Annotated in this window: 21 protein-coding genes; 5 read left to right on the top strand and 16 right to left on the bottom strand. The window is 73.1% G+C overall.

What is annotated here, in order from left to right; genetic code table 11:
- Positions 1-178: 178 nt before the first annotated feature.
- The 4 genes from ACIP37_RS19805 to ACIP37_RS19790 all read left to right on the top strand — a co-directional run bounded on the left by ACIP37_RS19805 (position 179) and on the right by ACIP37_RS19790 (position 2,246).
- On the top strand, positions 179-532 hold the full coding sequence (locus ACIP37_RS19805) for a DUF6204 family protein (protein ID WP_363583164.1): 354 nt from the start codon (positions 179-181) through the stop codon (positions 530-532).
- 72 nt (positions 533-604) lie between these two features.
- Positions 605-1,138: a MarR family winged helix-turn-helix transcriptional regulator gene (locus tag ACIP37_RS19800; protein ID WP_363583162.1), complete on the top strand. Its 534-nt coding sequence runs from the start codon at positions 605-607 to the stop codon at positions 1,136-1,138.
- A gap of 168 nt (positions 1,139-1,306) precedes the next feature.
- Positions 1,307-1,639: a sulfurtransferase TusA family protein gene (locus ACIP37_RS19795; RefSeq protein WP_363583160.1), complete on the top strand. Its 333-nt coding sequence runs from the start codon at positions 1,307-1,309 to the stop codon at positions 1,637-1,639.
- A 136-nt stretch (positions 1,640-1,775) separates the two neighbouring features.
- Entirely contained in the window at positions 1,776-2,246 is a 471-nt protein-coding gene (locus ACIP37_RS19790) for a hypothetical protein (protein WP_400844172.1), read from the top strand.
- Positions 2,247-2,298: 52 nt separating this feature from the next.
- Here ACIP37_RS19790 and ACIP37_RS19785 read toward each other — a convergent pair whose 3' ends face one another.
- The 3 genes from ACIP37_RS19785 to def form a co-directional block, all read right to left on the bottom strand.
- Entirely contained in the window at positions 2,299-3,732 is a 1,434-nt protein-coding gene (locus ACIP37_RS19785) for an RsmB/NOP family class I SAM-dependent RNA methyltransferase (RefSeq protein ID WP_400844169.1), read from the bottom strand.
- Between the two features lie 89 nt (positions 3,733-3,821).
- Complete coding sequence (gene fmt / locus ACIP37_RS19780; protein WP_363583154.1) at positions 3,822-4,766, bottom strand: methionyl-tRNA formyltransferase; 945 nt, start codon at positions 4,764-4,766, stop codon at positions 3,822-3,824.
- 40 nt (positions 4,767-4,806) lie between these two features.
- Entirely contained in the window at positions 4,807-5,352 is a 546-nt protein-coding gene (gene def, locus ACIP37_RS19775; protein WP_363627486.1) for a peptide deformylase, read from the bottom strand.
- Positions 5,353-5,640: 288 nt separating this feature from the next.
- Here def and ACIP37_RS19770 point away from each other — a divergent pair, with 288 nt between their 5' ends.
- Positions 5,641-6,282, top strand: a complete 642-nt coding sequence (locus ACIP37_RS19770; RefSeq protein WP_400844166.1) for a hypothetical protein — start codon at positions 5,641-5,643, stop codon at positions 6,280-6,282.
- A gap of 61 nt (positions 6,283-6,343) precedes the next feature.
- On the opposite strand, the gene ACIP37_RS19765 is transcribed toward ACIP37_RS19770, so the two are convergent.
- The 13 genes from ACIP37_RS19765 to ACIP37_RS19705 form a co-directional block, all read right to left on the bottom strand.
- Positions 6,344-8,440 (bottom strand): primosomal protein N', encoded by a 2,097-nt coding sequence (locus tag ACIP37_RS19765; protein WP_363583152.1) that lies wholly within the window; start codon positions 8,438-8,440, stop codon positions 6,344-6,346.
- Between the two features lie 94 nt (positions 8,441-8,534).
- Entirely contained in the window at positions 8,535-9,743 is a 1,209-nt protein-coding gene (gene metK / locus ACIP37_RS19760) for a methionine adenosyltransferase (RefSeq protein ID WP_350877833.1), read from the bottom strand.
- A 150-nt stretch (positions 9,744-9,893) separates the two neighbouring features.
- On the bottom strand, positions 9,894-11,141 hold the full coding sequence (gene coaBC, locus ACIP37_RS19755; protein WP_363627483.1) for a bifunctional phosphopantothenoylcysteine decarboxylase/phosphopantothenate--cysteine ligase CoaBC: 1,248 nt from the start codon (positions 11,139-11,141) through the stop codon (positions 9,894-9,896).
- Positions 11,142-11,291: 150 nt separating this feature from the next.
- Positions 11,292-11,558: a DNA-directed RNA polymerase subunit omega gene (gene rpoZ, locus ACIP37_RS19750; protein WP_030240625.1), complete on the bottom strand. Its 267-nt coding sequence runs from the start codon at positions 11,556-11,558 to the stop codon at positions 11,292-11,294.
- 37 nt (positions 11,559-11,595) lie between these two features.
- Complete coding sequence (gene gmk / locus ACIP37_RS19745) at positions 11,596-12,153, bottom strand: guanylate kinase (protein ID WP_350877834.1); 558 nt, start codon at positions 12,151-12,153, stop codon at positions 11,596-11,598.
- Positions 12,154-12,201: 48 nt separating this feature from the next.
- Entirely contained in the window at positions 12,202-12,528 is a 327-nt protein-coding gene (mihF, locus tag ACIP37_RS19740) for an integration host factor, actinobacterial type (RefSeq protein WP_063346755.1), read from the bottom strand.
- 365 nt (positions 12,529-12,893) lie between these two features.
- Complete coding sequence (gene pyrF, locus ACIP37_RS19735) at positions 12,894-13,727, bottom strand: orotidine-5'-phosphate decarboxylase (RefSeq protein WP_350877835.1); 834 nt, start codon at positions 13,725-13,727, stop codon at positions 12,894-12,896.
- A gap of 101 nt (positions 13,728-13,828) precedes the next feature.
- Entirely contained in the window at positions 13,829-14,944 is a 1,116-nt protein-coding gene (locus ACIP37_RS19730; RefSeq protein ID WP_363583148.1) for a quinone-dependent dihydroorotate dehydrogenase, read from the bottom strand.
- 106 nt (positions 14,945-15,050) lie between these two features.
- Positions 15,051-18,359 (bottom strand): carbamoyl-phosphate synthase large subunit, encoded by a 3,309-nt coding sequence (gene carB / locus ACIP37_RS19725; protein WP_363583146.1) that lies wholly within the window; start codon positions 18,357-18,359, stop codon positions 15,051-15,053.
- The gene (gene carA, locus ACIP37_RS19720; RefSeq protein ID WP_363583144.1) at positions 18,352-19,569 is read right to left on the bottom strand and encodes a glutamine-hydrolyzing carbamoyl-phosphate synthase small subunit; all 1,218 of its coding nucleotides are present in this window, start codon (positions 19,567-19,569) and stop codon (positions 18,352-18,354) included. The genes carB and carA overlap by 8 nt, the downstream gene beginning before the upstream one ends.
- On the bottom strand, positions 19,566-20,132 hold the full coding sequence (locus tag ACIP37_RS19715; protein ID WP_363583142.1) for a hypothetical protein: 567 nt from the start codon (positions 20,130-20,132) through the stop codon (positions 19,566-19,568). Before ACIP37_RS19715 ends, carA begins: the two co-directional genes overlap by 4 nt.
- Positions 20,129-21,433 carry a dihydroorotase gene (locus ACIP37_RS19710; RefSeq protein ID WP_400803561.1) on the bottom strand — a complete coding sequence of 435 codons (1,305 nt, stop codon included), beginning with the start codon at positions 21,431-21,433 and terminating at the stop codon, positions 20,129-20,131. The genes ACIP37_RS19715 and ACIP37_RS19710 overlap by 4 nt, the downstream gene beginning before the upstream one ends.
- A complete protein-coding gene (locus ACIP37_RS19705) occupies positions 21,430-22,404 on the bottom strand; it encodes an aspartate carbamoyltransferase catalytic subunit (RefSeq protein WP_363583140.1) in 975 nt (324 codons plus the stop codon). The genes ACIP37_RS19710 and ACIP37_RS19705 overlap by 4 nt, the downstream gene beginning before the upstream one ends.
- Positions 22,405-22,408: the final 4 nt, after the last annotated feature.

The raw sequence follows: 22,408 nt of genomic DNA, 5'->3' as shown, positions 1-22,408 counted from the left end.
TATCCGCTCACTCGCAGGCGCCTTGACCTGCCCCACCCTCGCCACACCACAACCAACGAGACACCGACCACAAAGTCACCGGCATTGCGCCTAGGTCCGCCCGGGAACCCACTGTCGACCAGCGAGCGGCACGAAATCGGGTTGGCGGTCGGCCGTCCGTCCTGCCTATGGTCGGGGGATGACCACTCGAACCTTCCGCATCATGGTGCGCGGCGTCTTCGACGACCTCAGCGTCGAGCAGCACGCCGAACTCCTCGCCCGCGCGCCCGAACACGACGTGCTGCGCGCGGCCTTCACCCGCGAGGGACACCTCAGCTACGACCTCGGCGCGCGGGCCGCCTTCACCTTCCGCTTCCTCGACTCGGGCGAGGCGGAGGAGGACATCCTGGCGGCGGCCGAGCGGGCCGAGCAGGCGGCACGGGCCTGGCTGGCCGAGCGCGGCTACGGCTACAAGAACCTGCGGTCCCAGGCCGAGGACCTCTCGCAGGCACCGCTCGGCAAGCGGCAGCGCCGCGCCGCCAACGCCGGCTAGCCCCCTCCCCCCTCCCGCTACCTCCTTGACGGCTCGCCGCACCGGTATGCTTGAGTAGTCAAGGAGGTAGCAATGACAGATCCGCACGCCGACCCGCACACGAACCCACAGGTCGACCAACAGGCCGACCCGGGCACCCGGCCCGACCCGCTGGACACCGCCCTGCGGCTGGTCCGCGCCCAGGCGGCCGTGGCCAAGCGCTTCGACGCGAGCCTCGGCGGCCTGCACGGCGTGAGCCTGTCCGACTTCACCCTGCTGCTCCACCTCGGCCACGCCCCCGGCGGCCGGATGCGCCGGGTCGACCTCGCCGAGGCCCTCGGCCTCACCGCCTCGGGCGTCACCCGCGGACTGGCACCGCTGGAGCGGATCGGCCTGGTGAGCCGGGAGGCGGCGGCCCGCGACGCCCGGGTCGCCTACGCGGCCCTGACGCCGACCGGCCGCGACCGGCTCGCCGAGATGCTGTACACGGCCCGGAAGGTCGCCGCCGACCTCTTCGCGGCCGACCAGTGGAGCCCCGACGACCTCGACCGCCTCGCCGTCCTGCTCACCCGCCTCGGCGGCACCGCCCCCGACCAGCGGCCGGGGGCGGCCACAGCCCGCGACTAACGGACTGTTGAACCGTCGGACTGTCGGACTGTCGGACTACGAAACCGCCAGATCCCGAACGGCGCCGCGTACCGCACCGTCCCGGCGCCTAGGCTGAGCCCGGCACCCCTGCACCCCTGCACCCCTGCACCCCGGCACCGCCGCACCACCGCGAAGGGCAGCAACCCCATGACCCACACCCCCGGACAGCAGCCCGGCCAGGAACCCGCCCCCGACCTGACCGTCGACGGCACCGGCCTGCTCTGCGTCCAACTGCTGCTGCGCCTGCGCGCCCGGATCGCCGACCTGCCCGCCGGCGCGGTGGTGCACATCCACACCACCGACCCCGCCGCCCCCCTCGACCTGCCCGCCTGGTGCCACCTGACCGGCCACGACTACCTCGGCCCCGTCCCGCACCCGGCCACCGACCGCGAGGTGTACGCCCTGCGCCTCACCGCCGCGGCCCGCCCGACCCGCGCCGACCGCCCCTGGCACCCCGCGCCGACCCCGGCCACCGACTGACCACCCCGGCCCCCGCCCTCGGCCCGAAAGCCCCACGCGCCCCCGCCCACCGCCGGCCGCCCGGCTCCCTTCGGCGGTCCGGTGTGCCACGATGGGGAGAGCCGAACGGCCAAGCCTCACAGGGAGGTTGACCACCATGGATCCGATCCTCAGCTGCCACTGGCACGACCAGGACGGCGAGTGGGCACTGTCCGTCAGCCGCAACGGCGACGGCTGGGAGCTGCTCGCCGCCGCGCCCCGCTGGTCCGAGTCACTCCCGTTCGCCGGGCCGGACGACGTCCGCCGGCTCGCCCAGGCGCTGCTGGACCTGCCGTCCGATCCGGAGCCGTACGAGTTCGAATGGCGGCTCTCCCGGACGGAGTTCGAGCGCACCGAGAACGAGCGCACCCACTTCGCGACGCTCGCCGTCGGGCTGGACCCCACCGACGGCCACCGCCCCTACCTCGCCTACCAGTCGTACTACCACTTCGGGCAGGCGAGCGGGCTCGGCCTGGAGGTGATCTGCGAGGACCCCCCGGTCGACCGCCTCCGCGCCCAGGCCCACGCCCTCCTCACCGACCTCCCCGGGCCCACGCCCGCCCGGTCGCAGCCCCCCTCACCCGGCTGAGCGCACCGCCCTCCCCAGTCCCCCCGGATCACGGGATCACCGGATCACCGGATCACGCCGTCCGCCGCAGCAGCGCCAGGTACATCGCGTCCGTCCCGTGCAGGTGCGGCCAGAGCTGCACGTCCGGCCCGTCCCCGAGCGCGGGGACGCCGGGCAGCAGCGGGCGCGCGTCGATCCACTCGACCCGGCCGCCCTCGGCCCGCAGCACGTCGTCCACGACGGCCCGGGTCTCCGCGAGGTGCGGCGAGCAGGTCGCGTACCCGACCACCCCGCCGACCCGGGCGGCGTCGATCGCCGAGCGCAGCAGGTCCCGCTGGAGCGGGCCGAAGGCCGCGACGTCGGCGGGGCGGCGGCGCCAGCGCGCCTCCGGGCGGCGGCGCAGGGCGCCCAGGCCGGAGCACGGCACGTCGACCAGCACCCGGTCGAAGCCTCCGGAGCGCCAGGCCGGGCGGGTGCCGTCCGCGGTGATCACCGTGTACGGGCCGGGGTTGCCCTCCAGCGCCCGGGCGACCAGCCGCGCGCGGTGCGGCTGCTTCTCGCTCGCGACCAGCCCGGCGCCGCGTTCGGCGGCCAGCGCCGCGAGCAGCGCGGCCTTGCCGCCGGGGCCGGCACAGCCGTCCAGCCAGAGCCGGTCCGGGCCGTCCAGCGGGGCGTTGGCCAGGGCGAGGGCGACCAGCTGGCTGCCTTCGTCCTGGACGCCCGCCCGGTTGTCCCGGACGGCCTCCAGCGAGCCCGGGTCGCCGCCTTCGGCGAGCCGCAGCGCGAACGGGGACCAGCGGCCGGGCTCGGCCTCGGGCAGCGCGTCGGCGAGTTCGCCGACGTCGACCCGGCCGGGGCGGGCGACGAGGGTCACCTCGGGCCGGGCGTTGTCGGCGCGCAGCAGGTCCTCCAGGGCGCTGCGCCCGGAGGCGTCGGGCTGCCAGCGGCCGAGCGAGTCCCAGAGCGCGGAGACGACCCAGCGCGGGTGCGAGTGGACGACGGCGAGGTGGTCCTCGGCGTCCTTCTCGTACGGCGGGGCGACCTTCTCGATCCAGGCGTCCAGGTCGTGGGCGCTGATCCGGCGCAGGACGGCGTTGACGAACTTGGCCTTGCCGTCGCCGAGCACCACCCGGGCCAGCTCGACGGTGGCCGAGACCGCCGCGTGGCTGGGGATGCGGGTGGTGAGCAGCTGGTGGGCGCCGAGCGAGAGCACGTCCAGGACCGGCGGGTCGACCTTGCCGAGCGGCCGGTCGATGCAGGCGGCGATGATCGCGTCGTAGGTGCCCTGAAGGCGCAGGGTGCCGTAGACGAGCTCGGTGGCGAGGGCGGCGTCGCGCCGGTCCATGCCCTTCTGCTCGGCTTCGCGGAGCAGCGACGGCAGGATCAGGTTGGCGTACGCGTCGCGCTCGTCGACGGCGCGCAGCGCGCGGAACGCGACGATCCGGGCCGGGTCCTTCTTCGGGCGGCGGTGCGGGCGGGGGGCGCGCTGGGCGCTGGGGGTGGTCACAGGATGCCTCAAGGTGCTGCGGTGGTTATCGGTGGTTATCAGAGGATTATCAGTGGTTATTGGACGAACAGTAACGCTAAACCTGAGCCTCAGCCCTCGGAGCCGAAGCGCTCCCCGGACTCCAGCCGCGCCCCGCGCGCCCAGTCCGCCGCCCGCATCTCCTTCTTCCCCTGCGGGCGGACCTCCCCGAGTTCGACCTCGTGGCTGCCCGTCCCGACCCGCACGCTGTTCTTGCCGACCACGGCCAGCTCCCCGGGCGCCAGGGCGGACGAGTCGGTCAGCAGCTTCACCGGCCCGGTGATCTTCAGCCGCTCGCCGCGGAACTCCGTCCAGGCGCCGGGCGCCGGGGCGCAGCCGCGCACCACGCGGTCGATCCGCAGGGCGGGGTGGCTCCACTCGACGCGCGCGTCCTCGACGGTGATCTTCGGGGCGAGCGTGACGCCCTCGGCCGGCTGCGGGAGGGCGTGCAGGGAGCCGTCCTCGATGCCGTCCATGGTGGCGGTGAGCAGGCGCGCGCCGGACACCGAGAGGCGGGTGAGCAGTTCGCCGCTGGTGTCGGTCGGGCGGATCTCCTCGGTGATCACGCCGTAGACCGGACCGGAGTCCAGGCCCTGCTCGATCAGGAAGGTGGCCGCGCCGGTGACCTCGTCGCCGGCCAGCACGGCGTGCTGGACGGGGGCCGCGCCGCGCCAGGCGGGCAGCAGCGAGAAGTGCAGGTTGACCCAGCCGTGCTTGGGGATCTCCAGGGTGCCGGGGCGCAGGAGCGCGCCGTAGGCGACCACCGGGCAGCAGTCGGGGGCGAGTTCGGTGAGCCGGGCGACGAACTCCGGGTCGCTGGGCTTCGCCGGCTTGAGGACCTCGATCCCGGCCTCCTCGGCGCGCTGGGCGACGGGGCTGGCGACCAGCTTGCGCCCTCGCCCGGCGGGGGCGTCGGGGCGGGTGACCACCGCGACGACCTCGTGCCGGTCGGAGGCGAGCAGGGCGTCCAGGGCGGGAACGGCGACCTCGGGGGTGCCGGCGAAGACGAGACGCATCAAGTGCCTTTCTGCAAAAGAACGTTGGAGATCAGAGGGTTCAGCGCGCGGCGCCGAACGTGCTGTGCGGGGAGACCTTGACGACCGGCGCGGGCGCGCCGCCCCAGTCGGTGTCACGGATCGCCTTCAGCGCGGCCTTGCGCTGCTCGCGGTCGAGCCGGTCGATGAAGATGATGCCGTCGAGGTGGTCGGTCTCGTGCTGGATGCAGCGGGCGAGCAGCTGGGTGCCCTCCAGGGTGACCGGATCCCCGTACATGGTGAAGCCCTTGGCGACCACGCCGTAGGCGCGCTTGGTGTCGTAGCGCAGTCCGGGCAGCGAGAGGCAGCCCTCGGGGCCGTCCTGCTCCTCCTCGGTCAGCGACAGGTCCGGGTTGATCAGGTGCCCGGTGACACCGTCCACGTGGTAGGTGAACACCCGCAGGGAGACGCCGAGTTGGGGCGCGGCGAGGCCGGCGCCGGGGGCGTCGAGCATGGTTTCGGTGAGGTCGCCGACCAGGGTGCGCAGTTCCTTGTCGAACGTGGTCACCGGCTGGGCGGTGGCCCGCAGGACGGGGTCTCCGAAGAGCCGGATCGGCTGGATCGCCACGGGTACGGGCTCCTGTCCGTCGAGGGTGCGGGGCTGCGGGCAACTACGGGTTCCCGGCAAGTCTATGCAACGCACCGCGCCCGCCGCCCATGCCCTCACCCGGCTCCTCACACCGCCCCGAACGCCCCTCCCCCACCCCGGCACCGGCTTCTGGCATATCCCGAGTGTGCCCGGCGGCGTTACCCCGGCCCCCGCTTCGGCGTTGGTCAAGTGAGATTGACCGGGGCCGGGCGCACGGGACACCGCGCCCCGGCCGAGCCGAACCGTACGGAAGGTGGCACGTAGGCCATGGCCGAGCAGATCAACCACGACGCCCGGGCGCGGGCGAGCCTGCACCTGCTGGTGCGGGACATCGAGCGGGTGAGGCGGCAGGTCGACGCGCTGCGGACGCTCACCGCCCAGTTGGGCAACGTCTACCGTCCGCGCCGGCCCAGCACGTCGGCCGGCTTCGTCGTGTACGGGCGGGCGCCCGCGCCGACCGTGCGCCTGGCGCAGGAGCTGAGGGAGAGCGTGGAGACCCTGGTCGCGGCGGCGGTCGAGTTCGACCGGGCGCTGGGCTTCTCCTGGGACTCGGTGGGCTCGGCCCTCGGGGTCACCAAGCAGGCCGTGCACCGCCGGTACGGGATGCGCCGCCCGACCAGCGAACTCCTCGCCGCCAGCGGCGCCGTCCCGGGCCAGAGCCGCCCGGACCGCTCGGAGGAGCTGCCCGCCGCGCCGTCCGGCGGCCTGGCGGCGACCGTCCCGGCGGCCCGCCAGGGCGGCCTGGACCGCAGCAGCCTCGACCGCACCGCCCTGGAGCGCGGCACCCTGGAGCGCACCGCGCTCGACCGCACCACCCCGGAGCGCGGCACCCTCGACCGCCCCCCGGTCGACCGCACCACCCCCGAGCGCACCCCGGTCGACCGCACCGGCATCCCGCTGCGCGGCTGACGCCGCCGTCCGACCAGCGCCATCCGGGGCGGGGTGGCCACTCACCCCGCCCCCGCCGGCCTCACCCGATGTCGGTCGGATCCACCCGCACCCGTACCGCCTCCGGCGTCCGCAGCGCGATCCGCGCGATCTGCGCCGCCTTGAGGGCCGCCGCCAGCGCCGCCCCCTGCCCGGGCGGCACCCTCAGCAGCGCGCGCTCCTGTTCCTCCCCGCGCAGGGCCGGGGCCGGTACCGGCCCGAGCACGTCCGCCTCCGAGGGCAGCCGGATCAGCCCCAGCAGGTCGGCCACGGCCGCCGGGCTGCCGCTGACCGACGCCATCCGCGACACCGGCGGGAAGTGCAGCTGCGCCCGCTCGTCGCGTTCCAGCCCGGCGTGGCCCAGCGGGTCCCAGCGGACCAGGGCCTGCACCGGCCGCGCCGACGGCTCGGCGACCACGACCACCGAGCCGCCCTCCTCGGCGGACCGGACCAGCGCGGCGGCCGTCAACCAGAGCCGCAGCGTCTCCTCCCCGGCCCGCAGGTCGGGCCGGCCGAGCAGCGCCCAGCCGTCCAGCAGCAGCGCGGCCCCGTACCCGGTACCACCGTCCACCACCGGCTCCGCACCGGGCGTGGAGATCACCAGCGACGGCTCGTCCGGGACGGTGGCCAGCACCGCGTCCCGCCCGGAGGTGCGCACCGGGATGCGCGGGAACGCCTTGCCCAGTTCCTCCGCCGTGCGCCGGGCGCCGACCACCTGGGCGCGCAGCCGGAACGAGCCGCACTCGGGGCAGTGCCAGTCCGTCTCCGCCTCCCCGCACCAGCCGCAGTTCAGCGCGGCGTCGGCCGCGGGCGCCTCCAGCGGGCCCTCGCACCGCCGGCACCGGGCGGGGGTGCGGCAGCGCCCGCAGGACAGCCGGGGCACGTAGCCGCGCCGGGGCACCTGGATGAGCACCGGGCGCCCGGCGGCCAGCGACTCCCGGGCGGCCTCCCAGGCCACCGAGGGCAGCCGGGCGGCCTGGGCGGCGCCGTCGCGGTGCTGGTCCTGGTCGGTGACGGTCCGCACCCGCGGCGCGATCCGGCGCACGGTCTCCCGGTCGGCGGTCAGCGGGCGGGCCCACCCGGTGCTGACCAGCTGCGCGCCCTCCACCGTGACGGCGTGGCCGCCGAGCAGCACGGCCGCGCCCTCGTCGGCGGCGCGCAGCAGCGCGACCTCGCGCACGTGCGGGTGCGGGGCGCGCGGGTCGCTGTGGCTGTTGTCGCCGTCGGACCAGACGACGACCAGCCCGAGGTCGCGCACCGGCGCGAACATGGTGGCGCGGGTGCCGATCACGGCGTGCACCGAGCCGCGGCTCACCGCCAGCCAGCGCCGGTAACGCTCGCGCGGGCCGAGGTCGGCCTCCAGGGCCACGTGCCGGCCCGCGCCGAGCAGTTCGGTGAGCGCCTGGTCGACCCGGGCCACCGACCGCCCCTCGGGCAGCACGACGAGCGCGCCGCGCCCGCCCGCCAGCGTGGCGGCGACGGCGCGCGCGATCTCGTACGGCCAGCCGGGGCCGGGCAGCGCCGCCCAGACGGCGCGCGGCGAGCCGCCGTCGGCCAGCGCGGCGAGGAAGTCGGGCCCGGCCGGGTAGCGCTGCCAGCCCCCGGGGGCGGGGGCCGGGGGGCGCGGGAGCGCCGGCGGCGAGGCCTCGGCCTCGGCCTTGGCGTGGCGGGGCGGGACGGCCAGTTGGAGGACGTCGGCGAGGGTGCCGGCGTAGCGGTCGGCGACGGTCCGGCAGAGCCGGAGCAGCTGGGGGGTGAGCACGGGCTCGGGCGACAGCACCTGGGCGAGCGGGGCGAGCGGGCCGGGGAAGTCGCTCTTCTCCAGCCGGGCGACGATGAACCCGTCGTGCAGCTCCCCGCCCTCGCGCTGGCCCTTCACCACGCGCGCGCCGAAGCGCACCCGCACCCGGGCGCCCGGGCGGGCCTCCTCGGCCATCGCGGCCGGCACCTCGTAGTCGAAGAACTTGTCGATGGTGAGCACGCCCTTGTCCACCACGACCCGGGCCACCGGCAGGTGCTCGGCCCGCTTGGCGCCGCGCCACGTCCGGGGTTTGGCCCGCTTGACCGTCTCCCGGATGAACGCCAGCTGCTCCGGCTCGGCCCCGTTCTCCGTGTTCTCCGTCTCCCCTGTGCTGCTCATCGCTCCCAGTACTACCAGGTCACACCGACAGAACGCACAGAAGCGGCGCCCACCCCGCCCGGGGGTAGGCGCCGCTTCCGGACGATCAGGCCGTTCAGTCCTTCACGGCCGCCTTCAGCTGCTCCACCCGGTCGGTGCGCTCCCAGGTGAACTCGGGCAGCTCACGGCCGAAGTGGCCGTACGCCGCGGTCTGGGAGTAGATCGGGCGCAGCAGGTCCAGGTCGCGGATGATCGCGGCCGGGCGCAGGTCGAAGACGTCGGTGACGGCCTTCTGGATGGTCAGCACCGGCACGGTCTCGGTGCCGAAGGTCTCGACGAACAGGCCCACGGGCTCGGCCTTGCCGATCGCGTACGCGACCTGCACCTCGGCGCGGCGGGCGAGGCCGGCGGCGACGATGTTCTTCGCCACCCAGCGCATCGCGTACGCGGCCGAGCGGTCGACCTTGGACGGGTCCTTGCCGGAGAAGGCGCCGCCACCGTGGCGGGCCATGCCGCCGTAGGTGTCGATGATGATCTTGCGGCCGGTGAGGCCGGCGTCGCCCATCGGGCCGCCGATCTCGAAGCGGCCGGTCGGGTTCACCAGCAGGCGGTAGCCCTCGGTGACCAGCTTGATGCCCTGCTCGGCGAGCGCCTTCAGCTCGGGCTCGACCACGAACTCGCGGATGTCCGGGGTGAGCAGCGACTCCAGGTCGATGTCACTGGCGTGCTGGGTGGAGACCACCACGGTGTCGAGGCGGACGGCCTTGTCGCCGTCGTACTCGATGGTGACCTGGGTCTTGCCGTCGGGGCGCAGGTACGGGATGGTCCCGTTCTTGCGGACCTCGGTCAGGCGGCGCGAGAGGCGGTGCGCGAGGGTGATCGGCAGCGGCATCAGCTCGGGCGTCTCGTCGGACGCGTAGCCGAACATCAGGCCCTGGTCGCCGGCGCCCTGCTTGTCCAGGTCGTCCTCGTCGCCTTCGACCCGAGCCTCGTACGCGGTGTCGACGCCCTGGGCGATGTCGGGCGACTGCGCGCCGATGGACACCGACACGCCGCAGGAGGCGCCGTCGAAGCCCTTCTTGGAGCTGTCGTAGCCGATCTCCAGGATCTTGTCCCGGACGAGCTGGGCGATCGGCGCGTACGCCTTGGTGGTCACCTCGCCGGCCACGTGCACCTGGCCGGTGGTGATGAGCGTCTCCACGGCGACCCGGGAGGTCGGGTCCTCCCGGAGGAGAGCGTCAAGGATGGTGTCGCTGATCTGGTCAGCGATCTTGTCGGGGTGTCCCTCGGTGACGGACTCCGAGGTGAACAGGCGGCGAGACACAGCGCTCCCTGGGGTTGCAGCGGCTGCTGACTGAAGGCCCCCGGCGAACCGGGGACATCCGGAAAGACTTGATTCCTGGAGTCTAACGGGATGCCTCCGCCGAACGTCACCCGCTTCCGGAAATCGCGACCGATCTCCAGCAGGGCTTGATCAGCCGCCGATCGTTTCCAGCCGCTTCACGACCAGGTCCCAGACCACGTCCGCCAACGCCTCCTTCGGGCCCACCGGAACGGCCGTCTCACTGCCGTCCGAGCCCAGTACCACGGCCTCGTTGACGTCCGTCCCGAAGGCCTTGCCGTTGCCCACCTCGTTGACGACCAACAGGTCGCAGCCCTTGCGGGCGAGCTTGGCGCGGCCGTTGGCGAGCACGTCGTCGGTCTCCGCCGCGAAACCCACCACGAGTTGGCCCGAACGGGCGCGGTGCGCCGCCAGCTCGGCCAGGACGTCGGGGTTGCGGACGAGGGCGACCGGCGCCGGCTCGACCCCCTCGACCTTCTTGATCTTGCCGCTGGCGTACTCGGCGGGCCGGAAGTCCGCCACGGCCGCGGCCATGACCACGGCGTCGGCCGACGCGGCCGCCTTCAGCGCCGCCTCGCGCAGCTCCAGCGCGGTCGAGACGTGCACCACGTCGACCCCGGCCGGGTCGGCGAGCTCCGCGTTGGCCGAGACCAACGTCACGCGCGCCCCACGGGCCGCGGCCGTCACGGCGAGCGCGTAGCCCTGCTTGCCGGAGGAGCGGTTGCCCAGGAAGCGCACCGGGTCCAGCGGCTCGCGGGTGCCGCCGGCCGAGACCACCACGTGTCGGCCCGCCAGGTCGGTCGGGGCGGCCCCGCCCCGGCGCAGCACGGCCCGGCAGGCGTCGAAGATCACGGACGGCTCGGGCAGCCGTCCCTTGCCGGTGTCCTTGCCGGTGAGCCGCCCGACGGCCGGCTCCAGCACGATCACGCCCCGGCGGCGCAGCGTGGCGACGTTGTCCCGGGTGGCGGGGTGCTCCCACATCTCGGTGTGCATGGCGGGCGCCAGGACGACCGGACAGCGGGCGGTGAGCAGGGTGTTGGTGAGCAGGTCGTCGGCGAGGCCGTGGGCGGCCTTGGCGATCAGGTCGGCGGTGGCGGGGGCGACCACGACCAGGTCGGCCTGCTGGCCGATCCGCACGTGCGGCACCTCGTGCACGCGCTCCCAGGTCTCGGTGGCGGCCGGGCGGCCGGAGAGCGCGGCCCAGGTGGCCTCGCCGACGAAGTGCAGCGCGGCCTCGGTGGGCACCACGGTGACCTGGTGGCCGGACTCGGTGAACCGGCGGAGCAGCTCGCACGCCTTGTAGGCGGCGATGCCGCCGCTGACGCCGAGGGCGACGCGCGGCGCGTCCGCCGACCCGCTCCGGTCCGAAGTCGCGCTCATACTCCCGCTCTCCTCCACTCCTGGGACGTGCACACCCTACGGCCCCTCAGCCACCGCGCGCACCGTGGTCGATCCCACAGCCCCCGGGAACGCCGAAGGGCCCGGCGGAAACGATTCCGCCGGGCCCTTCCACAAGCTTCGGAGACCGCCTCAGGCGGCTTCGATCGCCTCGGCGGTCAGCATGCCCGCGTTGATCTCGCGCAGCGCGATCGACAGCGGCTTCTCGTGCACGTGGGTGTCGACCAGCGGGCCGACGTACTCGAGCAGGCCCTCACCGAGCTGGGAGTAGTACGCGTTGATCTGGCGCGCGCGCTTGGCGGCGTAGATCACGAGGCTGTACTTGGAGTCGGTGGCCTCAAGCAGCTCGTCGATCGGCGGGTTGATGATGCCCTCGGGCGCGGTCATGGAAGAGGACACGCGAAAACCTTCCGAAAGGGTGGAAAAGACAGACAGGTCAGGCTACACCGAGCAAGGCTAGCAGTTCGGCCGCTACCTGCTCGACGGAGGTGTTGACAAGGGTCGTGTCGAACTCGGGCTCGGCCGCGAGCTCGACCTTGGCCGCCTCCAGCCGCTTCGCGATCACGTCCTGCGACTCCGTGCCCCGACCGGTCAGCCGTCGGACCAGCTCGTCCCAGCTCGGCGGGGCCAGGAAGACCAGCTGCGCCTCGGGCATCGACTCGCGCACCTGGCGGGCGCCCTGGAGGTCGATCTCCAGCAGGACGGGCTCGCCGCGCTCCAGCTTCTCCAGCACCGCCGAGCGCGGGGTGCCGTAGCGGTTGCCGGCGAAGACGGCCCACTCCAGCAGCTCGCCGTTGGCGATCAGCTTGTCGAACTCGTCGTTGTCGACGAAGTGGTACTGGACCCCGTTCTGCTCGCCCGGCCTCGGGTGCCGGGTCGTCGCCGACACCGAGAGCCAGACCTCGGGGTGCTGCTTCCTCATATGAGCGACGACCGTGCTCTTGCCGACCCCCGAAGGGCCGGAGAGCACGGTCAGCCGCGGACGCTCACTCATGCACCGATTATCCCGGATCGCGGACGGTCCCGGGACCACGGGGCACGGTCAGGCGGCACCGCCGCCGAACTCCCGCTCCAGGGAGGCGATCTGGTTCGTACCGAGGCCGCGGACGCGCCGGCTCTCGCTGATGCCGAGGCGTTCCATGATCTGCTTGGCACGGACCTTGCCGACGCCGGGAAGGGACTCCAGCAGTGCGGAGACCTTCATCTTGCCGATGACGTCGTTCTCGGCCTTTCCGGCCTTGATCACCTCGTGCAGGGAGGCGCCGGAGTGCTTGAGCCGGTTCTTGACCTCGGCGCGCTCCCGGCGAGCCTCGGCGGCCTTGGCGAGCGCGGCGGTGCGCTGTTCAGGGGTAAGGGGCGGAAGAGCCACGCCGTTCACCTCAGGGTGTGGAAGGAAGGGATTGAGCTATGACTGGTTTGGATCCCAGGACACCGTCCGCAAGGGGAACCAGAGGGCCCTTGACCTGCGGGAGCTACGGGTTTCGCGGCTCGCCGATGACCTATCGCCGGACACTACCCGGATTGCGGCGCCACGTCAGGAAAAGAACACGAAAAGTCCTGGTCAGCCAAGGCCGACCAGGACTTTCCAGGGCAAAATGACCGCGATTGCGAAACTTTGACACCGCCAATGTGACGGCGCTCACGTCAACTCCGGGGAGGTCCGGGGACCCTCGCCGGGCTGCGCACACTGCGCAGGGTCATCGCCCCGCTACGCGCTCGCGCCCTCGATCGCCGCTACTTCACCGCGTCCGCGTACTCGCCGACGAACCGCTCGGCCGCCGAGCGCAGGGCCGCCACCGACGGACCGTGCTTGAGCACGTCCCGGCTGACGCTCGGCACCACGTTGATCACCGCGGCGCCGAACACCCGCGGCAGGTCGGCCATCGTCGCGCCCTGGGCGCCGATCCCGGGGGCCAGCAGCGGGCCGTTGATGGCCAGTTCCACGCCCGCGTCGGCGAGCGTCGCGCCGACGACCGCGCCGAAGGAGCCCAGCGGGGCGGCGTCGCCGTTCTCCGCCGCCAGCTGCCGCAGCACCGAGGCCGCGACCGACTCGCCGTCCGCGCCGACCGCCCGCTGCACCTCGTGGCCCTCCGGGTTGGAGGTGAGCGCCAGCGCGAACACGCCGCAGCCCTGCGCGCGGGCCAGGTCGAGGGCCGGGCGCAGCGAGCCGAAGCCCAGGTACGGGCTGACCGTGACGGCGTCCGAGAACAGCGGGCTGCCGGGCGACAGGAAGGCCTCCGCGTAGGCGGCCATGGTGGAACCGATGTCGCCGCGCTTGGCGTCCATCAGGACCAGCGCGCCGGCCGCCCTGGCCTCCTCGACCGACTTCTCCAGCACCGCGACGCCCTTGCTGCCGAAGCGCTCGAAGAAGGCGGCCTGCGGCTTGAGCACGGCCACCCGGTCGGCCAGCGCCTCGACGACGGTGCGGCTGAAGGTCTCCAGGCCGGCAAGGTCGTCGCCGAGCCCCCAGGCGGCGAGCAGGGAGGCGTGCGGGTCGATGCCGACGCAGAGCTGGCCGCGGGTGTCGAGGGCCTGGCGCAGCCGGGCGCCGAACGGGGCGAGGGTCATGTCGTCCTTCCGGAAGGTCGTGGGGAGGCCGCACGGAGGCCGTACGGGAGGTCGTGCGCGGCTCGTACGGGGCGTCGTACGAGCCGGGGCCGCACGGTGGTTCAGGAGGCGGCCCTGGTGCCGTCGACGGCACTGCCGACGGCGGCGGCCAGGTCGCGGAAGCCCGCGGCCCGGATCCGGGCGGAGAGGCCCCGGTGGATCCGGCGGCACCAGAACGGGCCCTCGTAGATGAAGGCGCTGTAGCCCTGGACGAGGTCCGCGCCGTGGACGATCCGCTGCCAGGCGTCCTCGGCGGTCTCGACGCCGCCGACCGAGACCAGCGTCAGCCGGCCCCCGGTCCGGGCGCGCAGGCGCTGGAGCACCTCCAGGGCGCGGGCCTTGAGCGGGGCGCCGGACAGGCCGCCCATGCCGATCTCCTCGACCCGGGCGGCGTCGGCGCGCAGGCCCTCGCGGCCGATCGTGGTGTTGGTGGCGATGATGCCGTCCAGGCCCAGTTCCAGGGCGAGGTCGGCGACCGCGTCGACGTCCTCGTCGGCCAGGTCGGGGGCGATCTTGACCAGCAGCGGGACGTGGTGCGCGGTGGTGCGGTCGGCGGCCTCGCGGACGGCGGAGAGCAGCGGGCGCAGGTGGTCCACGGCCTGGAGGTTGCGCAGCCCGGGGGTGTTCGGCGAACTGACGTTGACGACCAGGTAGTCGGCGTACTTGGCCAGCCGCTCGGTGGACTTGACGTAGTCGGCGACGGCGTCGGCCTCCTCGACCACCTTGGTCTTGCCGATGTTGACGCCGATCACCGGGGTGGAGCTGGTGTGCGGGCGGGCGGCGAGGCGCGCGGCGACCCGGGCCGAGCCCTGGTTGTTGAAGCCCATCCGGTTGATCAGCGCGCGGTCCTCGACCAGGCGGAACAGCCGGGGCGTCGGGTTGCCCGGCTGGGGCTCGCCGGTGATGGTGCCGATCTCGACGTAGTCGAAGCCGAGCATCGCCAGGCCGTCGATGCCGACGCCGTTCTTGTCGAAGCCGGCCGCCAGGCCGAACGGCCCCGGCAGGTCGAGGCCGAGGGCGGTGGTGTGCAGCGCCCGGTCACGCGGGGCGAGCACCAGCCGCACCAGCGTGCGCAGGCCGGGCACCGAGGAGGCGAGCCGGATCCAGAAGAAGGCGAGGTGGTGGGCCTTCTCGGGGTCCATCTTCTTGAAGACGAGGTCGAACAGCAGCTTGTACAAAAACCCAACTCCCGGATCAGGGCCCGGATCTGGGCGTGAGCACCCGGATCAGGGCATGGAAGTGGGGGGCACCCGGCCGGCCTCGGTGCCCCCCACTGCGGTGGTGCTACTTGCGGCCGGCGTTGATCAGCGCGGCGTGCTCCTGGAGCGACATCACCCCGACCTCGTCGCGCAGCAGCGCGTCCATGCCCTGGACGGCCGCGCCCATCGCCTGGACCGTGGTCAGGCAGGGCACGCCGCGGGACACGGCGGCGGTGCGGATCTCGTAGCCGTCGAGGCGCCCGCCGGTGCCGTACGGCGTGTTGATGATGAGGTCGACCTCACCGTCGTGGATCAGCTGGACGATGGTCCGCTCGCCGTTGGGGCCCTCGCCCTCGCTGTGCTTGCGCACCAGCGTGGACGGGATGCCGCCGCGGTGCAGCACCTCGGCGGTGCCGGCGGTGGCGAGCACCTCGAAGCCGAGGCCGACCAGCGCGCGGGCCGGGAAGACCAGGTTGCGCTTGTCGCGGTTGGCGACCGAGACGAAGACCTTGCCCTTGGTCGGCAGCGCGCCGTAGGCGCCGGCCTGGGCCTTGGCGTAGGCCGTGCCGAAGACCTTGTCGATGCCCATGACCTCGCCGGTCGACCGCATCTCCGGGCCGAGCACGGTGTCCACGCCGCGGCCGTGGATGTCGCGGAAGCGGCTCCACGGCATCACGGCCTCCTTGACCGCGATCGGCGCGTCGGCCGGCAGCGTGCCGCCGTCGCCCTCGGCCGGGAGCAGGCCCTCGGCCCGCAGTTCGGCGATGGTGGCGCCGAGCGAGATCCGGGCGGCGGCCTTGGCCAGCGGCACGGCGGTCGCCTTGGAGGTGAACGGCACGGTGCGGGAGGCGCGCGGGTTGGCCTCCAGCACGTACAGGATGTCCCCGGCCAGTGCGAACTGGATGTTGATCAGGCCGCGGACGCCGACGCCGCGCGCGATGGCCTCGGTGGAGGTGCGCAGGCGCTTGATGTCGTAGCCGCCGAGGGTGATCGGGGGCAGCGCGCAGGCGGAGTCGCCGGAGTGGATGCCGGCCTCCTCGATGTGCTCCATGACGCCGCCGAGGTAGAGCTCGGTGCCGTCGTAGAGCGCGTCGACGTCGATCTCCACCGCGTCGTCGAGGAAGCGGTCGATGAGCACCGGGTGCTCGGAGATCAGGCCGGCGTGGCGCTCCAGGTAGGAGGCGAGCGAGGCCTCGTCGTAGACGATCTCCATGCCGCGGCCGCCGAGCACGTACGACGGGCGGGCGAGCACCGGGTAGCCGATCTCGTCGGCGATGGCCTTGGCCTCGGCGAAGGAGAAGGCGGTGCCGTGCTTGGGGGCGGGCAGGCCGGCGTCGCGCAGCACGCGGCCGAAGGCGCCGCGCTCCTCGGCGAGGTCGATCGCCTCGGGCTGGGTGCCGACGATCGGCACGCCGTTGTCCTTGAGCGCCTGGGCCAGGCCGAGCGGGGTCTGGCCGCCGAGCTGGACGATCACGCCGGCCAGCGGGCCGGCCTGCTGCTCGGCGTGGACGATCTCCAGCACGTCCTCCAGGGTGAGCGGCTCGAAGTAGAGCCGGTCGGAGGTGTCGTAGTCGGTGGAGACGGTCTCCGGGTTGCAGTTGACCATCACGGTCTCGTACCCGGCGTCGGCCAGCGCGAAGGAGGCGTGCACGCAGGAGTAGTCGAACTCGATGCCCTGGCCGATGCGGTTCGGGCCGGAGCCGAGGATGATCACGGCCGGCTTGGTGCGCGGGGCGACCTCGTTCTCCTCGTCGTAGGACGAGTAGAAGTACGGGGTCTTGGCGGCGAACTCGGCGGCGCAGGTGTCGACGGTCTTGAACACCGGGCGGATGCCGAGCGCGTGCCGGACCTCGCGGACGACGTCCGGCTTCAGACCGCGGATCTCGCCGATCTGCTGGTCGGAGAAGCCGTGCCGCTTGGCGTGGCGCAGCAGCTCGGGGGTGAGCTCGGCGGCCTCGGTCAGCTCGCCGGCGATCTCGTCGAGCAGGAAGAGCTGGTCGACGAACCACGGGTCGATCTTGGTGGCCTCGAACACCTCCTCCGGGGTGGCGCCGGCCCGGATGGCCTGCATCACGGTGTTGATCCGGCCGTCGGTCGGCACGACCGCCTTGACCAGCAGCTCGGCCTTGTCGCCGACCGGGCCGGTCCAGGAGAACTGGGAGCCCTTCTTCTCCAGCGAGCGCAGCGCCTTCTGCAGCGCCTCGGGGAAGTTGCGGCCCATGGCCATGGCCTCGCCGACCGACTTCATGGTGGTGGTCAGCGTGGCGTCGGCGCTCGGGAACTTCTCGAACGCGAACCGGGGGACCTTCACCACGACGTAGTCGAGGGCCGGCTCGAAGGAGGCCGGGGTCTGCTCGGTGATGTCGTTGGGGATCTCGTCGAGCGTGTAGCCGACGGCCAGCTTGGCGGCGATCTTGGCGATCGGGAAGCCGGTCGCCTTCGAGGCCAGCGCGGAGGAGCGCGACACCCGCGGGTTCATCTCGATGACGATGACCCGGCCGTCGTCGGGGTTGACGGCGAACTGGATGTTGCAGCCGCCGGTGTCGACGCCGACCTCGCGGATCACGGCGATGCCGATGTCGCGCAGGATCTGGTACTCACGGTCGGTGAGGGTCATCGCCGGGGCGACGGTGATCGAGTCACCGGTGTGCACGCCCATCGGGTCGAAGTTCTCGATGGAGCAGACGACCACGACGTTGTCGTTCTTGTCGCGCATCAGCTCCAGCTCGTACTCCTTCCAGCCGAGGATGGACTCCTCCAGGAGCACCTCGGTGGTCGGCGAGAGGGCCAGGCCCTGGCCGGCGATGCGGCGCAGGTCCTCCTCGTCGTGGGCGAAGCCGGAGCCGGCGCCGCCCATGGTGAAGGAGGGGCGCACGACGACCGGGTAGCCGCCGAGCGTGTCGACGCCGGCCAGCACGTCGTCCATCGAGTGGCAGATGACCGAGCGGGCGGACTCGCCGTGGCCGATCTTGGCGTTGACCGCCTCGACGACGCCCTTGAACAGCTGGCGGTCCTCGCCCTTGTTGATCGCCACCACGTCGGCGCCGATCAGCTCGACGCCGTACTTCTCCAGCGTGCCGGCCGAGTGCAGGGAGATCGCGGTGTTGAGCGCGGTCTGCCCGCCGAGGGTCGGCAGCAGCGCGTCGGGGCGCTCCTTGGCGATGATCCGCTCGACGAACTCCGGGGTGATCGGCTCGACGTAGGTGGCGTCGGCGATCTCCGGGTCGGTCATGATCGTGGCCGGGTTGGAGTTGACCAGCACGACCCGCAGGCCCTCGGCCTTGAGGACGCGGCAGGCCTGCGTGCCCGAGTAGTCGAACTCGGCGGCCTGGCCGATCACGATCGGGCCGGACCCGATCACCAGGACGGACTTGATGTCAGTGCGCTTAGGCACGCTGGCCCTCCATGAGCTTCACGCTGTGCTTGTCGTCGCCTCGCATGAGCTCGACGAACCGGTCGAAGAGGTAGGCCGCGTCGTGCGGGCCGGCCGCCGCTTCTGGGTGGTACTGCACGCTGAAGGCGGGGACGTCGAGCGCCTGGAGGCCCTCGACCACGTCGTCGTTGAGGCAGACGTGGGAGACCTCGACCCGCCCGAAGGGGGTGTCGCTCACCCGGTCCAGCGGTGCGTCCACGGCGAAGCCGTGGTTGTGCGCGGTCACCTCGACCTTGCCGGTGGTGCGGTCCTGCACCGGCTGGTTGATGCCGCGGTGGCCGTACTTGAGCTTGTAGGTGCCGAAGCCCAGCGCGCGGCCGAGGATCTGGTTGCCGAAGCAGATCCCGAAGAACGGGGTCCCGCGTTCCAGCACGCCCTGCGCGACGGCGACCTGGTGGTCGGCGGTGGCCGGGTCGCCCGGGCCGTTGGAGAAGAACACGCCGTCCGGCTGGACCGCGTAGAGGTCCTCCAGGGTGGAGTTGGCCGGCAGCACGTGCACCTCGATGCCGCGCTCGGCCATCCGCTGCGGGGTCATCCCCTTGATGCCGAGGTCCAGCGCGGCGACGGTGAACTCCGCAGTGCCGATGGGCAGGGCTTCGCCGCCGGGACCGATCGCGGGCACGACGTACGCCTCGGTGGTGGCCACCTCGGCGCACAGGTCGGCGCCCTTCATCTCGGGCGACCGCTGCACCCGGGCGAGCAGTTCGGCCTGGTCGGTCAGCGCCTCGCCGGAGAAGATGCCGCAGCGCATCGCGCCGCGCTCGCGCAGGTGGCGGGTGAGCGCCCGGGTGTCGATGCCGCTGATGCCGACGACGCCCTGGCGGACGAGCTCCTCGTCCAGCGAGCGGGTGGAGCGCCAGTTCGACGCCACCCGGGCGGGGTCGCGCACGACGTACCCGGCGACCCAGATCCGCTTGGACTCGTCGTCCTCGTCGTTCCAGCCGGTGTTGCCGATCTGCGGGGCGGTCATCACGACCACCTGGCGGTGGTACGACGGGTCGGTGAGGGTCTCCTGGTAGCCGGACATGCCGGTGTTGAAGACGGCCTCGCCGAAGGTCTCGCCGGTCGCGCCGTAGGCCTCGCCGCGGAAGGTCCGGCCGTCCTCCAGGACGAGCACGGCGGGGGTGCGCTCCCGCCGTCGGCGCTGCGTGGTGGGGGCAGGTGCGGTCATTGAGCGGCCTCTTCCGTCTTCGTCTTCGTACGTGTTGCGAGTTGGGCGATCGCCTCGACCCAGGCGGCGTGCTCGTCCGGGTGGTCGGCCCGGAAGCCCGAGTCCAGCTCGGTGCCCTCGTGCGTCCAGGTGACGACGAGCAGCCCGGCCGGGACGACCTTGCCGGCGATCCCAGAGTCCGTGCGGGCACCGGTCAGGTGTCCGGCCGGGATCCAGAGGTCGACGTCACCGGGGCGCCGCACCAGCAGGCCGTCCTCGCCGAGGGTGAGGTCGGCGCGGCTGCGGGTGCCCAGGCCGTGCGCGACGACGCGGTCGAGCCAGTTCCCGGCGGTGGTGGAGCCGTGGTACCGCCCGCTGGTCTCCAGGATGGTCCGCCCGGCGCCGGCCGGCACGGCGGGCAGCGGCGGGATGCCGGACTGGAGGGTGCGCCGCCAGTTCCAGCCCTGCCGCATCAGCCAGTAGACGAGCCCGATGACGATCAGCAGGCCGACGGCCCAGCCGATGTACCCGGGCCAGTTGGTGACCTTGGCCTGCTCCTGGGCGAGCGCGGCCGGGCCGGTCACGCCGCCCCACCCTGCTCGGCCAGCTCGCCGGCCAGCACGGTGGCGCGCCCGCGCAGGAAGGTGGCGTGCACCCGTCCGGGCAGGTCAAGGCCCTTGTAGGGGGTGTTGCGGCTACGGGTGGCGAAGCTGTCCGGGTTCACGGCACCACGGTACGCGGGATCGAACAGCACCAGGTTGGCCGGCTCACCGACCGAGACGGGACGGCCCTGTCCGGCGAGACGGCCGATCCGGGCCGGGCGGTGCGACATGCGGTCGGCGACGCCCTCCCAGTTCAGCAGGCCGGTGTCCACCATGGTCTGCTGCACGACCGACAGCGCGGTCTCCAGGCCGACCATGCCCATCGCCGCGACGGCCCACTCGCAGTCCTTGTCCTCGTCCGGGTGCGGCGCGTGGTCGGTGGCGACGGCGTCGATGGTGCCGTCCGCGAGCGCCTTGCGCAGCGCCTGGACGTCCTCGGCGGTGCGCAGCGGCGGGTTGACCTTGTAGACCGGGTCGTAGGAGCGGACCAGCTCGTCGGTGAGCAGCAGGTGGTGCGGGGTGACCTCGGCGGTGACGTCCCAGCCCTTGGCCTTGGCCCAGCGGATGATCTCGACCGAACCGGCGGTGGAGACGTGGCAGACGTGCAGCCGGGAGCCGACGTGCGCGGCGAGCAGCACGTCCCGCGCGATGATCGACTCCTCGGCGACGGCCGGCCAGCCGCCGAGCCCGAGCTCGCCGGAGACCTGGCCCTCGTTCATCTGGGCGCCCTCGGTGAGCCGCGGCTCCTGGGCGTGCTGGGCGACGACGCCGTCGAAGGCCTTGACGTACTCCAGGGCGCGGCGCATCAGCACCGCGTCGTCCACGCACTTGCCGTCGTCGGAGAAGACCCGCACGTTCGCGGCGGACTCGTGCATCGCGCCCAGCTCGGCGAGCTTGTTGCCCTCCAGGCCGACGGTGACGGCGCCGACCGGCTGCACGTCGCAGTAGCCGGCCTCCTGGCCGAGCCGCCAGACCTGCTCGACCACGCCGGCGGTGTCGGCCACCGGGGTGGTGTTGGCCATCGCGTGCACGGCGGTGAAGCCGCCCATCGCGGCGGCCCGGGTGCCGGTGAGCACGGTCTCGGCGTCCTCGCGGCCGGGCTCGCGCAGGTGGGTGTGCAGGTCGACGAGACCGGGCAGCACGATCAGGCCGCCGGCCTCGATCTCGATGTCCGCCTCGACCGCCAGGTCGGTGCCGATCGCCTTGATCACACCGTCGGCGAGGTGGAGGTCCTGCGGGGCACCGCCGAGGATCTGGGCGTTGCGGATCAGGTAGGTGGTCACTGAGCGGTCTCCACGGAGTCGGTGCGGGCGTCGTTGAGGGTGGCTCCCCCGAGCAGCAGGTACAGGACGGCCATCCGGACCGACACGCCGTTGGCGACCTGCTCGACCACGGTGCAGCGCGGCGAGTCGGCGACCTCGGCGGTGATCTCCATGCCGCGCACCATCGGGCCGGGGTGCATCACGATGGCGTGCTCGGGCAGCTGGGACATCCGGGTGCCGTTCAGGCCGTAGCGACGGCTGTACTCGCGCTCGGTCGGGAAGAACGCGGCGTTCATCCGCTCGCGCTGCACCCGCAGCATCATCACCGCGTCCGTCTTGGGGAGCACGCGGTCCAGGTCGTAGCTGACCTCGCAGGGCCAGTTCTCGATGCCGATCGGCAGCAGCGTCGGCGGGGCGACGAAGGTCACCTGGGCACCGAGGGTGGTCAGCAGGTGCACGTTGGAACGGGCGACCCGGCTGTGCAGGATGTCGCCGACGATGGTCACCCGGCGCCCGGCGAGGTCGTGGCCCAGCCCGGCGTTGAGGTGGCGGCGCATGGTGAAGGCGTCGAGCAGCGCCTGGGTGGGGTGCTCGTGGGTGCCGTCACCGGCGTTGATCACACTGCCGTGCAGCCAGTCGGACTGGGCGAGACGGGCCGGCGCGCCCGAGGCGTGGTGCCGGACGACGACCGCGTCGGCGCCCATCGCCTGGAGGGTGAGCGCGGTGTCCTTGAGGCTCTCGCCCTTGGAGACGGAGGAGCCCTTGGCGGAGAAGTTGATGACGTCGGCGGAGAGCCGCTTCTCGGCGACCTCGAAGGAGGTCTTGGTGCGGGTCGAGTCCTCGAAGAAGAGGTTGACGACGGTCCGGCCGCGCAGCGTGGGCAGCTTCTTGACGGCCCGTCCGGAGAGCTGGGCCAGCTCCTCGGCGGTGTCCAGGATCAGCAGCGCGTCGTCGCGGGTGAGATCGGCGGCGGAGACGAGGTGGCGCTTCACGCGG

It is taken from the genome of Kitasatospora sp. NPDC088861, from assembly GCF_044750105.1.
Taxonomy (GTDB): domain Bacteria; phylum Actinomycetota; class Actinomycetes; order Streptomycetales; family Streptomycetaceae; genus Kitasatospora.
This window is presented reverse-complemented; position numbering and strand designations above follow the sequence as displayed.